Origin of the sequence: Pelagibius sp. Alg239-R121 (genome assembly GCF_947331435.1) — a bacterium.
Classification (GTDB): Bacteria; Pseudomonadota; Alphaproteobacteria; order Kiloniellales; family Kiloniellaceae; genus Denitrobaculum.
Map to the genome: position 1 here is coordinate 106,311 of NZ_CAMZOF010000014.1, position 17,719 is coordinate 124,029.

The window sequence follows — 17,719 nt, forward strand, 5'->3', positions numbered from 1 at the left end:
GGGTAAGATCGTCGAAACAGGCGACGCGAAAACACTGATGTTTGAGGTCGAGTCAGTTACGTCGACGGGAGGACGCGGAAAGCACAATTCTTTCCGGCCTACAACTGGAAGAGAGAGCAAATCCGCTACCGCTACGATCGTAAGGGGCGTTGCTTCGTTATCTTCCAGAAACACACCGGCTGCTTCCTTATCTGGAACAACATACAAAGCCGCACGACTAGTAGGTTTCAAGAAGGACGTCGCATCCCAAATTGCCGTTAAAGCTCCAGACATCTCTCAACTTGATAGTGAAGCTACTCGGCAGCTCGTCGATGAAGGGACGCTTGACGCGGTTGACGCCGGAAGGCTCGCCATCGCTTCCGTAGTCGTTGAAATGACCGGCGGTGATGAAAGCGCCGCCGGAAAAGTTTTGACGGCTCTTGAAAACCGTGGCGTTACAAAACCTCAAGACCTTGCGGGCGTGAACAGTGAGGAGATGACTGACACTCTCGAAAGCGCGGGGGTAGGCAGTCGCGAAGAGGCTGCGGTTCAGGCGGCGAACTTGCGCACTGCTGTGAGCACGGCATTCCCGAGTGAGATACTCTCACCGTCCCGTGCTCCACTTCCCGCCGCTACGGTTCGACGAGGAAAACAACGGGTTTCCGTCAAACCCGAGACAATCGACAAAGCGTGGAAGAACAACGCCGATCTTGACCTGTTGCGACTGGACATCTCCAAGGACTCGTCTGATAGACAGAAGCTTAACCTATCGGGCCTTGGAGCAGCAGAGCGCAAGGCATTTATCCGCGACATTCAAGTTCGCAAGGGAGCTGTTAGGGCGACGCAAAACGCAGACATTGCCGAGAAGCTTCTCAATAAGGGCATCACTTCACCCGGCACAGTCTCGCCGGCCCGGCTGGCGAAAGAGACTGGGATCTCGCTCGCTCGCGCCGTGAATACCCACAAGCGTGATATTCAGCATTTTGGGAGGCTTTCCCACGGACTGTTCACCCTTCTGGACGCGCACAGCGGTGGCCTACAAGATACTGCGGTTGGCAACTTGCGTCAGGCTAAGGTCGTTAATTTCGTTCGGCGCACTGAGACGAACGAAACCTTTGACGGTCTTGACAACATAGAGGAGCTTTTCGGGGACCAAGACTCATGCGACTGCAAGCACTGTAACTCGATCCTTGGTCCAACTGCCTACTTCGTCGACCTAATGCACTTCCTGCACACACATGTGCTCGACGATGACGTTGCAGAGGGCGACGCTCCATTCCAGGGAAAACAAAACCATCAGTTACATCTCAAGACCAGGCGGCCAGACCTATGGGTGTTGCCGCTCACCTGCAAAAACACGCATACGGAAGTCCCGCAGCTTCAGATCACGAACGAGATCTTCGAGAACTTTTTAGCCGAGAAACGCGGCACCATAGTGACGCCTGACCGCAAGGACGTTCTAGACACAGTCTACGGAAGCGTTCTGCCAGGAGGTAGAAATTCCATGCTCCAGCCTTTCCATTTGCCTATGGAAGAGCTCGAGATTTACCTTACCCATTTCAAGCTTCGGCGTAACGACATCGCGGAACTCCTAGACGAACCCGAAGATGACCAGCTCCGTGCTGTGCTGGGTATCTCCAAGGTCCACGCTTCCTTAATTACGATCCCAGATGCCGCGGCCGTTAACGTTCACAACAAGCTTGGCTTGAGTATACCCGCGGACGGAATCCTATCGGTAAAGAAGCTGCTGCACGCAACACAACTTCCCCGGCAAGAGTTGGGAGAGCTCCTTCAATCTAGGTTCGTTGGCGGTGCGCAGCCAATGGCAATCACAGCCGAGAAGAAATCGGCCGAAAGTGTTCAATTCGACATCGAACGCGTTCATGATATCACGCATGGCCACCTTGATCGCATCCACCGTTTCCTGAGATTAAAACGATTTCTCTCGTGGCTACCTAAAGAATTAGATGGCTTCATTGACTCTGCTGGCGGCAATCTCGATAGCGCAACATTGGCGGATGCCGGACGTGCTGCTTTCCTGAAGGGCCGGTTCAAGGCGAGCCCATATGAACTGTGCGCGTTCGCAGGAGACCTGCCGCAGTTCTCAATTGAGCGCAAGAAAAACCCAGGTGACGAAGAGCGCACTCCGTTCGATATGCTGTTCAACGTGCCAGACCTAATGCGGGAGGATGGGAGCTACCCCAACGCCTCGATTCGTTACAGTGAAGGCGAGACATCAAGTGCAGCGCAGGAGCGCTCGATGCGACTGCGTGCCGGACTTCGCATTGACAAGAGCGACCTTGCGGCCCTGATCGAAGGGCTCGCAGACGCGTTTGAAGAAGGAGCTGAACCCAATGTTACTTCAGCGCATATGCACTTTTTCGGTCTTCGACTCCGCACATCTCCGCGACCCACCCTGCCAACCATAGTTCCGCCGAAAATCGCGCGTCCACTAGCGGTAATCGGCGATAGTGTTGGCTCGTTCCCCTTGGATGGACATAATCTTTCGCTGCTCTTCCGCCATGCGGTGCTTGCCCGTTGGCTGAAGCTTAGCATCGTCGACCTACTGACTTTGATTCGGCTTGCGCCTGATGTAGGCAACTACGTTAAAAATCTGCGAGATGTGCTCGCCGTTGTTCGGTTCTATGACTGGTGGAGGAGCACTCGCCTGTCACTCCAAGATCTCTCGCTGCTCCTCGCTCCGGTCGACGCGTTGCAGGAACAAGTGGAAGACCTTTGGGAGGCGCTGCAGGCATGGTTGCTCGAACAAGACCAAGTCCTGCTTACGAGCAATTTCCTTACACAGATTGAGGGAGTGAGTGAAGAGCTGTCGCGCGAGATTGTTGCCTTCAACACTGGCAAGATATTCGAACTAGATGGTGACCTATTGCGCGTAGCCGCATCATCGGATGTAAAAGACCTCGACTTGACTCCTGCTGAGGAGCAGGAGGTAGATGTTGAGGCTATCAAGCAACATGTTCGCGGGTACCTCTCCGACGAACGACTTCCTCGCGCCCTAACTGAAGCCCTCGGAATGGATATTGAGTTGGCTCGAGCCGTCGTAGCGGCTGCATTAGCAGGTGATGATGATCCCTCACCAAGTGCCTTCCTAAAGGGGGGCGCATTGCAAGAAACCTTGAGGCCCGCTTTAGTTGCTATCTTGCGATTGCATCGCGTCGGGTTGGCTGCACGGCTCGTACCATTAACCCTCACCTTTTTCGCCGAGAACCAGGGTGCCTTTGGTGTCAATAATTGGATTGAGCCAAACCCCAAAGCGTTGAGGCGGATTGTTGCCACCCAGACCCTCCTCAAGAAGAATTTCCGTGACGATCCGGCGCCTGCTCTTGCGCAGATCAAGCGAGTACTGGAAAGAAAAGAAGTACTGATAGAAGTTGCTGTTGCGATCTTCGGGATTGAGTCCTCCACTGCGTGTGATCTGGTTCGCACCTTGCGCATCCCAGAGAACGTCATCGACGCGCTCCTGAGGATAGAGAGATATAGCGAGACCATAGACAAACTGAGCATCGACGCCACCGCGCTTTCGGGTATCGTTGATGAAGATTATGTCCGGGCTGGTATGGCATCGACCGCTGTAGTTGCCGGCTTCCGTGCAAAGTACGCGGAAGAGGCTGCCTTTTACGAAAAAGTCGAACCCTTCCAGGAGCGCGTGCTTGAGAAGAAACGCGATGCCCTCATCGACTACCTACTGCGCGGTCCGGATGCGGAATTCCCTGATGCCCGCGAAATGTACAAGTACTTCCTTATCGATGGGGAAGTCGATGGCTGCTTCCGCACGTCGCGGGTTGTTGCCGCAAACTCCAGCCTGCAGCTTTACGTTCACCGGATTCGGATGAACTTAGAGAAGGAGCCGAACGGAGGGCTTCATGTTCCTCCATCTCTCATTCCCGACGAGGAGTGGGAGTGGCGGCAACATTATCGTGTCTGGGAAGCCAATCGAAAGATCTTTCTATGGCCGGAGAACTATCTTGATCCCACAATTCGAGACGACAAGACGCCGCTGTTCGAAGAGCTCGAATCCGAGCTGTTGCAGCAAGAGATCACCGAGCAGACGGTGGTCGATGCGTACTCGAATTACCTCAAAGGTCTCGAGGAGCTAGCGAATCTGCGATACGCGGGTGCCTATCACCACTACATCGAGGATGAGGATTCTGCGGAAGTCACCGATATCATCTATCTGTTCGGTGCCACTGGCGGAGAAGCGCCCACTCACTACTGGCGCGAGATCCGAAACCTGGCGCGGAGCCAAGAGGACGAACTCGTGTCGCCGGAGTATGGGCCTTGGCGCAAGGTCGAGACCCGCATCTCCACCCGCCACGTCAGTCCAATCGTCTACGACGGGCAGTTGCACGTTTTCTGGAACGAAATCACAACAACCTCTCAAAATGCGGTCAACGATGGTAAATCGCGTTTCATCGGGTACGCTCACCGCTTCGCGTTGCAGTTCAGTTCTCTCCTCTTGGGCGGGCAATGGACACCGCCCGGAAGTATTTCACTCACGGGTGCCGCTCCAACTTTTGAGGAGTCCAACAGCTCCGTTGATGACCCGCTCGCGGAGAAGTCGGAGATAGGTGACTTCTACGAAGCCATTTTCGCTAAGTTCTTTCCTTGGTTTGGAATCTATCGCGACTCAAACATCGATCTCGATGAGGCAAAGAGGAATATCCTGGTGCCTCGCTGGGGCATCGACATCCACACCAAAGCACGTGAGGGCTACACAGTTGGTAACTTCATGTGGGAACGGCCCTATCTCTCGGCTGATCCATCTTATGGTCACCGACTCTTGGTGAACTGCGCAGGCCTGATGGTCCGCGGTGCCGTGGATTTGTTCGATCGGCTGGTACTTCGCACCGACGATACACTTCATAAGACGTCTCCCGTCGTCGAGAGCCAACTCCTTGCGTACCGGAGGAACTTAATTAGCTGGGCGGGTATTTGGTCTGGTGGTTTGAGGCTTGTCGGTGGATTACCTGATTTCACGCTTTTGCGCCGAGACAATAACTCACTATCACAGGAGACGTGGTCAGCGTGCCCCTTCGATTACACAGTCGCCGCAACACTCGCACTCAATGCGCGGAATCTTGAAGTCTTTAAGCGGCATTGGGGTGGAGAGCCAGGGTGGTCATCTACAGACAACAAGGTGGCAAATGTTACTGCCGATGCCGGCGTGTGGGCCGTAGCCGGCACCCCTGGCGAAACGGTCATTGAAACCGAGGACGAGCTTTTCCTTCTACAACCGAGTGCCATTGTGGCCGACCACTACGTGCTGCACCGGCTGGGAACGACTCTTATTCGAGACGTCGCTCGCAAGCTGTTCACAGATGGTGTCGATGGGCTGTTGGCGACTGCTCACCAGCTTGGACTGTCAGAACAGAACCCCGAGGTTACCGGTCCACGCACGCACGATCAAACGATTCGAAATCCGATCGCGAACGACGCCTCATACGGCATCTACTACCAAGAAATCTTCCAGCATATCCCCCTGCTGATTGCACATCATCTCAACGCACAGGGCAAGTTCGAGCACGCTCAACGCTGGTATCACTACGTGTTCGATCCGACCTCTCCGGAACCTCCGACCGACACGGACGCCCCCGAGACGGATCGAAATTGGAAATATCGTCAGTTTCGCGGACAAGAACAGACCAAACTGCGTGACGTTCTCTCCGACACGGCTGCGATTCAGAAGTATCGCGAGGACCCATTCAATGCGCATGCAATTGCGCGACTACGAGTGAGCGCCTACCAGAAAGCCGTGGTCATGCGCTACATAGACAACCTATTGGACTGGGCCGACGTGCGATTTAGGCATTTCCAGATGGAGACAGTGAACGAAGCGATGATGCTATACGTGACGGCGGCCGAGGTATTGGGGCCTCGTCCCGTCCAGCTCGGCGATTGTGGTGAGCTAAGCGACAGTGCTCGGACCTACGACAATCTGAAAGAATCAATAAACAAAAATGGGGAACTACTTCTAGAAGTAGAAGAGCTGATACCTCGGCCGACTCCAGCGGTCCCAGCACCAGTTGGCCCAGCACCAGTTGGCCCAGCGTTGATCAAGCCAGTCTTTGGGTTGAAGGGCTTATTAGCGTTTCCTCTCAGTAAAGCAACAATAGCAGTTAACTCGACAGGGCCGTCGGTCACAGTTGGAGGCAAATCCGCCGTTGCTGTAGCGATGGAGACGCCAATCGCGTCGATGACCGAGACCGACCCGATCGGGGCAAAGACAGGCGTCGCGAAGCCAGCATCTACCTCCACCTCGATGGCTATAGGGGCGACGTCGCTGCCTATGATGATGACGATTGCCAAACTGGACGCAGGTAAAGGCGCCGAACAACCCGGTGCAGGCAGGATCACGGCTGCAATGAAGGGCGCAAACGCAGCTAAGGCGTCAAAGGGGAAGACGGGGTTTCTCATCGCGGAAGAGGCGTTTGGGAAAGCGGGGACAGTCGAGTCAAGCGACCCTCCTGACACAAGCGGCACACTGACCCAGGGCATAGGAAAGGCTACCAATCTTGGCACCGCGACTGCAGTAGGCGGGCTGTTGACGGGCGCCGTGCCTTTTGTGAAAGCCGCACTTGCCCAACCTCGCACCGAAGCGCTAGTCAAATCGTTTGCGCTGCGACAGCAGTACCAGTTCCTTGGTGGCCGCTGGAAGATCAACGGCGGGCACCGCATTCCATCAACCTTGGGAGATCGTTTTGGAAGAGCCGTCGTCCGCCAAATAAGTGCGGCATTCTGTATCCCCCGGAATGAGGTCCTTGAAGATTACTGGTTCCGGGTCGAAGACCGGATCCAGAAGATCCGATCCTGCCGGGATATCACAGGTCGCAAACGCAAACTCTCGCTTTTCGCACCACCGATTGATCCAAACCTGCTTGCTCGCGCGCGTGCTGCCGGGATCGCGTTAGACGATGCTCTGGGCGCATTCGAAGGAACGGTTCCTCAGTATCGGTTCCCTCACCTGCTTCAGAAGGCAAAGGAGTTCAACGGAACAGTACGGTCTTTTGGAGCTGAATTGCAGTCAGCGCTTGAGCGTAAGGATGTCGGAGAACTCGTCCGACTGCAAACTACGCAGCAGCAGCAAATCCTTGCTCTAACCACCAAGGCCAAGGAATGGGAACTGGAAAGCGCCCGGGCAAACGTTGATGTAACTGAGCGGCGCAAAACTGCTATAGAAAATCGGCAAGCTCACTATTCCGATTTACTGGAGGCTGGCCTCAACAAATGGGAGCACATGGATCGGATAAGCACACATGTGTCTTCGACAATCTTGGGCAGTGCCGCAACACTGAATATGATTTCGGCGGTCTTGGGCATGGCTCCTCAAATTGGCTCTCCATTTGCCATGAAATACGGTGGCGTCGAACTCAAGGAGGGACCCGGGCGGGTCGCTCAAGCGTTGGCCTATTTGGCTGACCTCGCGCAGATCGTGGCTACGTCTGCGCGATTAGAGGGCGGTACCAAACGACGAAAGGAGGACTGGCAGTTCCAGCGCGATCAATCGAAGGATGAAGCAAGCCAAATCGAGAAGCAAATCGAAGTGGCTGAGATCGCCCGAGATTTGGCAGAACATGCGATCAAGTTCCACGAGAAGAACATCGAGCACAATGAGGAATTGCTCGATTACCACGAGGACAAGTTCAGCAGTCTTGGACTCTATACCTGGTTAGCGTCGCAACTCCAGCGAACTTACGGAGAAGCCTACAACATGGCCTACCGGATGGCTCGCTACGCCGAACAGGCATACCGGTTCGAGCGAGAGGACTACACGAGCGAGCTACTATCCGGTCAGTATTGGGAGGCCCCGCGCGCGGGTTTCCTTGCCGGCAACCGTATGACGTTAGATCTCCAACACCTTGAACAGCGCTACATCGAAACAGACCATCCCAAACGTGAACTCACGGATCATTTTTTCTCTTTGCGGCAGTGGGACCCCATGGCCTTGGTTGAGCTGCGGCAGAAAGGCGAGTGCACATTCAAGGTGCCCGAGCTCTTTTTCGACCTTGCATCTCCGGGTGACTACCGGCGGCGGCTCCGTTCCGTTCGCGTGACGATTCCAGCCGTAGCCGGTCCGTATATCAATGTGATGGCCTCGTTGTCGCTATATGGCAGTCAGATGCGGTACGAGCCGAGCCTCGACCTGCAGGATGCTCCGCGTCCTCGTGTAGACTCGATCACTACTAGTAGTGCCCGCAACGACGCGGGCGCGTTCGAGCTCAACTTCCGAGGCGAGAAGTACATGCCGTACGAGGGCGCAGGAGCAGTGAGCGAGTGGTCGCTCAGCCTACCCACAACCGTTAGAATGTTCGACTACCGCACCATCGGCGATGTGGTGCTGCACCTCGACTACACAGCCTCGTTTGATGGTCTCCACCGCGACGTCGTCCAGGGCGTGACGACCGGCATCGTCGCGTCGGCGCAGGAACGGCTGGCGAGCGACGGGATGGTGCGCGCTTTCAACCTGAAGGAAGAGTTCCCCGCCGAGTATCAGCGTCTCGTTGCCGGAGAGATGGCTGAGATTGAAATTACAGCTGACCATCTGCCGTTCTTCCTGCGCTTGGCGAGCGTGAGCGAGGCTACACTGGTCTTCACTTCTATACCCGAGGACGAACCAACGATCAGCGAGGTCGAGCTTGACGGCAGCTCTCTTGGTGCACCGACTGCTGATGAAGAGGTCGACGGTTTAAGCGTGGAACTTCCTATCCGCGGAGAGGCACCTTGGAAGCATTTGATCCGTGTACAGGGACTTTTAGGAGGTACCGGTTGTTATCTTGTGTTTGCGCTCAGCAATGCATAACCGTACCAAGAACCCGTTCGGTCGACCTGCCACCAATGCCGCGTCAGGCAGCTGCAATCTTTGAGGCGGCGATTGCTAAACGTTCAACAGAACATTGTGCAGACAGCAGCTATTGTGATCACGTCATTCGTCTCCCACTGGTAGCCGCTTGAAACGCGTACCAACTACGGTTGAGAGGTCTCCGCGCTCCCGACCGAATTAACATTGTTTACACGTTCGCAAGCTCCGTTTCCTGGTTTCCCGTAATGCTCTTGCGCTTGACGTTCAACTTAATTCAAATTTTTTTAGGTTCCGTATACTTTCTCGAAATCCTGCTCACCGTTAGCTAACAGGATATCGCTCAGATCGGTGTTTACCATGCCGAGGGCAGGATCGATCAGTCCGTAGGTTTCGTTCATGGTCTGGTGAAACTTCGCCTCCTCCGCCACGGGAAAGTTCGTCAGTTTTTGTAAATTTGAACGAACCTTGTGGATCGTAGCTACAAAATCTTAGAACAGGCTGAGTCTCACAACAGCTCTTTTTCACTTCCCAGTTTCACGATCACGCCGGCAAGTGCAGTGTCAAATAACTGTCGCTCCAGAAACCCATATTGTTTGGGTGGTGTTAGTATTTGCGGCATATTATTTTTCGTTCTCTAGTTTGTCCAAGCTATTGATCCGGTTCATAATCGGTATATCTTTATCCAATGTGTTTGCAATCTGTGGCTGGGCTATCTCGTATTTCAATCGAATATGACTCAAGGTAGCGGCCGCACTTTCGTCGTGAAGTTCTTTCCAAACTCGAAGTACATACGCACCAGTTCGTCTCGCATGAGTCTGAATTGACCCGTCCCCGTATTGCCAAACTTTGAATATGCCCTACCCAAGGGATGCGCGGCCCACCAGGCAGATCGTTTATTTCGTCCTCTTCCACCAAATGGATTGCGCCAGCGAAGTCCGCGCTGCTTAAACTGGTTCCGCAGGAACCCCAGAAGCGCCTTGGGGGTATCGGGGTTCACAAGGGCTTCGATCTTTGTCACATTGCGGTAGAACTCACGCTCTCGACCTCTTGCAGCTACCGACATTTGCTTGTTGAAGTCCGACATGGATTTGATGACGTTTTTAGTTGGCCTTAGCGTCCGAGCCGCCGGGCTGGCGAAGCGCAGTGCAATTGCCAGCGCACCCGTCCTGATCGTAGGTGCAGCAGCTTTTCCAAGTGCAGTTAGACCTGACTTTATCCCTCCTACAACACGGCCCATGGGAAGGCCTCCTAATAGGCGGAGCGCATCTTGGCCAATACCCGACAAACCACCTTCGGCAAGTCCTTCACCCAATTTGAGTATATCAACGAAGCCCCTGCCTACCTCCATGGCTGTGGCGATTCCTGTCGCTGCTAGTGTTTTCGCCATATTCGGGTCGTCTCCAACCCAATCTTCAAGAATACCCGTAGCCTCAGCTTGCTGTTGCTCCCACGCTCGAGCTAAATCACCTGTAGTTTCTACGTGCTCAGGTGCGTTTTCCTTTTCGCTAATTTTAGCCGCTGACGTATTAGCGCTCTCTTCTCCAATCTCTTTCGTTTGTTCCAATACTGGCGTAGAATCATTGGATGGAGATGCAGCTCCGTTTCCTTCAGACACACTAGGCGCCGGTCCTCTCATATCAAAAGGCAATCCCGGAACCGAATAGTAGTGATGTCCGCTCACCTCGCCCACATAAGCCGCACCTTCTGGGAGGCCTGTTGCAGTTCCTGTAGGATCGATATACGAAGTCGGTCTATTCTGCACATAAACATAGATATTTGGTCCGTCGACCAACCCTTCTGGGTCAGTTGTCGTCCACCTTCCTAGCCACGGCGCATAATACCGCGCACCATGATGACTGAATCCGCTCTCCTCATCCCGCTCCTTGCCCGTATATCGATACTGCTTCAGGCTCACCTCAGCAGCGCTGCACCCGACTTGTAAGGCCGTGGTACCATAGGGGTGATATTCCTCATAGGAGATCAGTGCGCCGTCCTCGGCCAGCTCCACGCTGGTCGAGCCTATGTGATTGCCGAGTTGGTAACGTTGGAGAGGAACCGGCTCAATGACGGTTTTGCCGTTTTCGATGGTTCGGGTTTCAGCCAGTGCGATGCGCTGGTTGTTATCCATAACATGCAGCGATTCGCGTTCTAGTGCGGTCGTGCCGGTTCCCTTGTACTCGCGATAAACCTCGAAGCCACCGAGGTAGATGCGCTCCTTCTGACGCGTACCGTTATGTGAGTTGATCACCTTACGCACTCGTTGGCCCGCCGCGTCGTAGACGTAATATGCGCTGCCGCCACCACCCAAATCCACTTGCTGCAACTGATCCTCAAAGTCCCAAACCATGGTTGCCAAGTGGGGCATGGAAGTCATGTTGCCGTGGGCGTCGTGGCCATAGGGCTCGATGCGATTGAGGCCATTACCCAACATAGTATGCGTCAGCTGGTTGCTTTGCTCGCCAGCTTCGATGAGGCTGTCTTCCTCATAGTTGTAATGCCGAGTCCAACTTCCGCCGTCTGCGACGTGGCGCAGGCTATCGAAGTTGCCGGTGGCGTCATATTCATAATGCTGTGCGAACGTGCGCAGCGCTTTCAGGTCGTTGGGATGCGTGAGCCCGACGAAAGGATAGTCTCGATTGTTGCCATCCGGTGGGTCGAAGTCGAAGGCATTTTGCCCGATATGCTCCCGGCCTTGAGCTCCGATCAGGCGGTAGAGGGCGTCGTAAGTAAAGTTACCCACTGGGTGGACTTGCTGGCCGCCATGGACAATCGTCTTATGGGCGGCGTCTTCGATGCGGTTGATATTGCCCATTGGATCATATGTATAGTGCAGGTCCTGCACAACCATCGGGTCGATAAAGATCTGTGCCGCTGGACCGTTCGGTCTGCCAGGGCGTGTTGTGCGCATGTGCATTAGGCGAAAGGTCGTAGGATCGTAGTCATAGGTGGTCGTCGCGGCGTTGCCGTAGGCGATCAGTTTCCGCCGGCCTCCGGCGTCGTAGTCGATATCGGTGACGAAAGGTGTCCAGACCTGCTCATCAGCAGCATTCTTCCTGCCACGCAAGTTCACGTCCACTTTGTCGAGCAGGCTGGCTTCGTTAAATGTGGGTCGATAGACGCTGCCATCCGGCGAGGTCGCGGTAAGTGGGCGGTTGAGAGCATCGTAGGTAGTTAAGCTTGTGAAGTTGCCATCGCTGGCTGTGGGGTTCTGCAGCCAATTCACTGCTTGCCAGTAAGCGGGCAGTAGTTCTCGCCGGCTTTGCAGCAAGTTGCCTTTGAAGTCGTAATGTACGCTGGTCAAAATGCCAGCGCCGTCGAATATCTGATGCACGCGGGTACGGTGGTTGGTGGCACCGCCTTGGCTTTCGCCGTAGATTTTGCGCTCAGCCAAACGCTCCGCGCCGTTCTCAGTAACATATAGGTCAGATGCGCGGCGCAGTGCGTCGTACGTCATACGTCGCCGGAAGTGGCGGCTGTCCCAGGCGCGGATCGGATTGCCCGCGACGTCGTTCAGTATCCAACGCTCGCCCGCCTCCATGCTGGCCTGGTGGATGAGGTTGCCGATCATGTCGTAGCCGTAACGCATAATAACGCGATCTTTGGCGTCGATGGCCTCGCGCTGATTGCCCACAATGTCCAGCGTTACACGATTGGCGTTCTTCTCGTTGACGACTGCGCCGTTTCGCTCGTACCTGTTGTGTATGATTGTCAAAAATGGACGGCCTATCGCATCGAGGTGTGTGACGGTGGGCGTGTCGGCATGGTCGGCAGCCTTTTCAGCCGCACTCTTTTCGGTGGTTCGACGGCTGGCGTTCTCTGGAAGCGGCTGGCCACCGGAATCCGTGTCCGGCCACTTCTGCAACGCTTTTGCCGTATCTGTCCTCAAGTCATACCAAGTGGGTAAATACTCATCCTGCGGCAAGCGCGATAAATACTGGCCCACATCTGGATCTTCCTTGGGGTCGAAGGGCGGGTCGCCCGGATTCAGAGGCGAATGCAATGTATCATTGACGTCCCACGTTGTCTGTCGCCAGGGATCGAAGGCGACTTTGTCATACGTGTGGTTGGGATGCAGGGTGGCGACGACGCGCTCGACCGGGTCGTAGACCAGCACCGGGCTAACGCCAGTGTCGGTGATCTCATTCTCGGGTTCGTGCAGATGCGTAGCACTGAAGAAGGGTTCGTATTGCCGGACCGGCTTACCCTTGTTGTTGAATACCGTACGGCCTGTGCCGACCCAGCGGCGCGGCGTGTTGACCTGCACTGGTTCACCCTGCTCGTCGCGTACCAAGTCGCCGGGGCGGATATCGCCGCCGGGCGGAAGCACCGGAGCTTGGCGTTGCGGCGCATCGCCTGCTTCCGCCTGGATTTTCTTCTGAATCTCGCGTCCGAAGCCGTCGGAGTGGGAAAAACTGATCTGCACCCTGGTCTGCGCGCCGCCGGGGTCGTGGAAATGCGTCTCGCGTGACAGCGTGGCGGCGAAGGGTGGCTGGCCGATGCGCTGGTAGCGCTCCATGTCGTAGACGATCCGGGTGGTGGTTTTACCCAGCAATGACCGAGCCTGGGACTGTGGGTCGGCAATGAAGGCTAGCAGGTCGGTGAGCGTTAGGTCGACGTCGAAGTCTTCCAGAAGATCACCAAGATACTCACTTTCCTTGCCCATCACTGCCGTGGCCACGACCATGCCCAGCGCGTCGAACGCGGCGGCGGTGCGATTGCGGTTCGGGTCGGTGACCAGCCGAGGTTGTAGCACTCGGTAGTCGTTCATCACTGTCACCCTGTTTCCCAATGCATCGCGAGTACCGGTAATGAGTAGGTCATAACGGGGCGCATTTGGATCGGCCGAGCCGTCGTAGTCCACTACGGTGCTGCGGCCGAAGGGATCGGCGACTTTGCGCAGCAGGTAGAAGTTCTCGCGAGCAGACTGTAATTCTTGCGCCGCTGTGTTGGAAGGATTGGCAACATCGGCGACAGGGTCGAAGAAGGTCCGGCCCGAAGGAACCCACCAGCTGCCATCCATGGCGATGTAACCACCCTGATCGCCGTCCTTGCCCTCTAGCAGTGGCGTGATGGGGTCGGGCAGCAGGTCTTCGTCGGACAGGCTGGTCTGTTTGCGTTTGAAGACATGGGCTATCAGGCCGGGGGTGAAGGCAAGCTTGTAACTCTCGCCCGGCAGGGCAAGCGGATTGACCACGCCAAGCGGCAGGAGCACGGTCAGGTCATCCTTGCGATAGTAGGTGCGGACGTGCTCGATCAGCCGCTTCTGCTGGGTGATGTCGTCTGCCGTCTGCTCGAAGGGAATTTCCACTATCGAAACCAGCGATGCGAAATCATCCCGCCACAATTCGTCGAAGCTGAAGCGTGCGGCGTTGTTCTCCAGCTTGAAGCCGGACAACTCATACGTCCGCGCTTCAGACGGAAGCGGCGTGCGGTAGTCGTCTGGATGCTGCATTACATTGTCGACAGCGTTCGTTAAACTGTTGGTAGTGTAGCTGATCAGCGTTTTTGTCTGCTTTTCTCTGTCTCGCAGCTCGGTCAATGGTGACTGTCTTCTGCCGTAGCCGACGGCAAGTGCCTTACGGACATTGCCGTACTTATCCACGTCCAGTGTCAGCGAGTGGCTGATGCGCGGGTCGCCAGGGTTCCGCTCGTAGTGGTAGTTGAGGGTTTCGCGGGGGTGGGCGAAGAAGACCGCATGGCGATTGTCGCCGTTGGCTTGCACATGCTGCAAAGTGAAGTTCTGCTCGGTCACGGTGTAGGGGTGGCCATACGGATAGCCTTCGGTGCCCGTGCCAGTGAGCGCATAGATCTCCTGGCGCAGCATAGAGCCTTTCAGGGCGCGGCAAGCTTCACGTTCTTCCTCCACCGTCAAGCCGACTGGTAAGACTGTGTCCTCAAGTAGTAATTTTTCGACTTGTTCATCTGTCAGGCGGGGCTCGCGGTAATATTCTCCGGCATCCCTTTCATCCAACAGCCCGGCGAAGAAATCGGAAACATGGCTGCGTTCCATGTAAACACCTGTATGAAACCAGGTCTTGGTCAATACCGGTGGAATGTGTGAGGTCTCATCGATGTTGGTTGCATCCGGAATTTCGCCGCCCTGGCTGAGAGATACAAATTCCTCAGTATCCCATTGCTCGACCATGCCAAAGCCGTGGAACTCACGCTCGAAACCATCAAAATAGCCGTGGTGGTATTTGTAGCGGGTAACGAATCTGTTGCGACTTATCCAGTCATAGGTCTCCACCCGCTCGACCACGTGCACCGGGAACGGCAGTCGCGTGATCCAAGGTTTATTGTCGCGTTTGTCCTGTAGATAAAACTTTGTGGAAGGCGCGTAGTCGACGAGAGTCTCTGCCCCCATGTTGTTGCAGGTCTTTACTAGCAAATGAGGCTTTCGGGTGCCCATCAAGTTGACATAGCGTACGTGCCGTTGCGCATCACCCGGCATGGGAGATGACCAAACCAAGCAGGCTGTTCCGTTTCCAAGCAAGTCGATGGGAACAATATCCACCGTGTCATCGATTCGCGGGAACACCCTCAGCGTGTAGTGATTGCTCCAGCTGTTGCCTGATTGGTTGAAGTATAGACGTACGCCGCCACGATGCAGATAGATGATATCCGTGGTTCCGCTGCCATCAATGTCTGCCAGCCGAATGAGCTTATGGTCAAACTGATCCGGGTTGTCGAAAATTGGTGCAAAATCCATCGTGATCTTGGCGCCGAAACCATAGCCAAGGTTCGGCCAATAACAGATATCGCCGTTGCGGATACGGACGATATCGGTCAGACCATCGCCGGAAAGGTCGGCGAGATAGATAGACTGAGTGCCGTCATTGAACACGACACGCGGACCAGTTTCTTCGTCAAGTGCTTGAGCGACTCTGTGAGCAGGTCCGAATCCCTCTCCAGCTAACGAAGCGTGCCAGACGAAGGCGGCATCTTCGGTGATCAGTACATCGGCGTGACCGTCGCCGTTGAGATCGATAAACCTGAGATTTGGATCGCGCAGGTCACGGTTCAAGCGAGAGATGAAGGGACGGAAGGTTTGCCATCCTTCGGCTTCGTCGTGCTCGTACAAGCCGGGTATGGTCAGTATGTCCGGTCGACCATCGCCGGCACGGTCCATGAACTCTGCGCCGCCGCTCAGAGCCACGTTGGGCTTGCGGGCAACAGTTTCGAGTGGAGCGAACTGCGCTTTAATCTGATCCTTGCCATCGGCCTGTTTTTGCGGGATCGGGCTAAGGTTGCGCTTGTAGAACCAAGCTCCGGCATGCTCCTGAAGTATGCCAGCGATACCTTCACCGTGCAGGTCGATCCACTGGTAGGTGCTGCCGTCGAGGCCAATGGGCAGGTTTTCAAGGCTTTCCGGATTCACTTGCTCCACTGTGTCTTGCACGAAGGGTTCGGAATATTCGAATTCTACGGGTGGCATGGAGCGTTGGTTGTATCCGCTATTGTTGCGGTGGTAGCCGGTCTGAACGACAGAGCGCAAAAATGTATAGATCGGGTTGCGGACGTCCGTGGGTTTCACTTCGTCCGAATAAGTGAAGTCTGTCGAGCGCACCAGACAGTTGCATTCCACACCCTCTTCGCCTGGGAAGTGATGGAACATCAGCACGCGTTGGCACAGTCCGTGTAATGTCCGGACCTCGAAGGTCGCGCGATAGGAGGAAAATGGGTCCGAACGTAGTTTCCACGGGTACTTGAGCAATCCCGCCGCATCCTCGGTCTTGTCGTCGTTTGGCTTGGGACAGTTTGCATCGTGATCCGTGTAGTCGAACACGACCTCGAACATCCAGTCGTCGTTGTCGATCAGGTTGTCAATTTGTGCCTTGTCAAGGAAACGTGGGCGCCCACCGGTCTTGTCGATCAGCGGCGTTCGGTTCCCGTAGTGGATGCGCTTAAGGTAACGATTGGCTGTTCGACGTTTGTCGTCCTCCAGACCGCGGTTGCGCTCGTGGGCGTTGCTGAGGTCGGCGCCGCGCCCGTCTTCGGCCTTGTAGCGATAGAGAACTGCGTTGCCCTTATCGTCGCGCGTTTCGCAGATCAGCCAAGAAAAGATTCGGCTTGGATCAAGCGGGTCGGCGATGCGAGAGGCCGAGTCAAGTCCATAGAGGGTGAGGATGTTATCTTTAGATATTGAGCGCCAATGAACATCGGCAGGCTCCCCGAGTTTGCTCCAGCGCTCAATCCGCGCGAAAAGACCTTCGATGCGTGGCCTATAGCGGCGAACCCGGTAGCCGTCCAACTCATCTTCGTGAACAATGAGTTGGCCGTCTGAGTGGCGCACCCAAAATCTTTCAGGATCACGCTGGTAACTTGGGTGGTCGGCTACCCACGTCCCGTCACCATCCTGTCGATAAACTGGCACCAGGTCTTCTGTGCCTGAGAGGATGAATATGTCTGATTCAACTGCGTCATTGTATTGCGGCAGGCCTCTGTCGGTTTTCCTGGTGATAGACGGTAAAGAGAGACTCCACCCAAAGCCGAATGGTCCGTTACCAGACCCCGAGTCATAGGACAGAGACAGCTGTGGGCCGAAGCCTGAGCGACCGGGACTGGTGGCAATAGGTAGAGTCATCGCACCTGTTCCCGTGACCGGGTTGCTTGCGAATTTTTCACCGATTCCACTGATTGCGCCACCACCCTTAGGCAACGAGATCGACGGTGCGCGGACAGCAAATTCGTTGGTCTTTGGTTGTGTTGCTGACTGGAACCGTTGTTGTTCAGTCACGTTATTTGTTTGAGAGCTTTCTGTCCGATCCTGCAAGGACTTGCTCCTGTTCTTACTTCGGCAACTGGCTAACCGAAAAAGATTTTCAAACTTTACACTCTTTTTCCGAGATGTTCTTGGTCTTTTTTCCAGTTATTGGACTGATGCTGGGAGCCAAACAAAATGTAAGATCATTGTCGGATGGC

Annotated in this window: 3 protein-coding genes; 1 reads left to right on the forward strand and 2 read right to left on the reverse strand. The window is 55.2% G+C overall.

All coding sequences use genetic code 11. The features are described 5' to 3' along the window. Positions 1-37 precede the first annotated feature (37 nt). The gene (locus QMZ18_RS33800) at positions 38-8,797 is read left to right on the forward strand and encodes a neuraminidase-like domain-containing protein (RefSeq protein WP_282610867.1); all 8,760 of its coding nucleotides are present in this window, start codon (positions 38-40) and stop codon (positions 8,795-8,797) included. A 284-nt stretch (positions 8,798-9,081) separates the two neighbouring features. Here QMZ18_RS33800 and QMZ18_RS33805 read toward each other — a convergent pair whose 3' ends face one another. Together QMZ18_RS33805 and QMZ18_RS33810 are read right to left on the reverse strand one after the other, a co-directional pair. Next, the gene (locus QMZ18_RS33805; RefSeq protein WP_282610868.1) at positions 9,082-9,225 is read right to left on the reverse strand and encodes a hypothetical protein; all 144 of its coding nucleotides are present in this window, start codon (positions 9,223-9,225) and stop codon (positions 9,082-9,084) included. 308 nt (positions 9,226-9,533) lie between these two features. Next, positions 9,534-17,570, reverse strand: coding sequence for a SpvB/TcaC N-terminal domain-containing protein (locus QMZ18_RS33810; protein WP_282610869.1), 8,037 nt, complete (start codon positions 17,568-17,570; stop codon positions 9,534-9,536). Between the last annotated feature and the right edge of the window lie 149 nt (positions 17,571-17,719).

What these genes read in the sequence shown, in the direction of transcription:
- QMZ18_RS33800 (WP_282610867.1), top strand. Translation starts at nt 38, where the DNA reads ATGTTTGAGGTCGAGTCAGTTACGTCGACGGGAGGACGCGGAAAGCAC.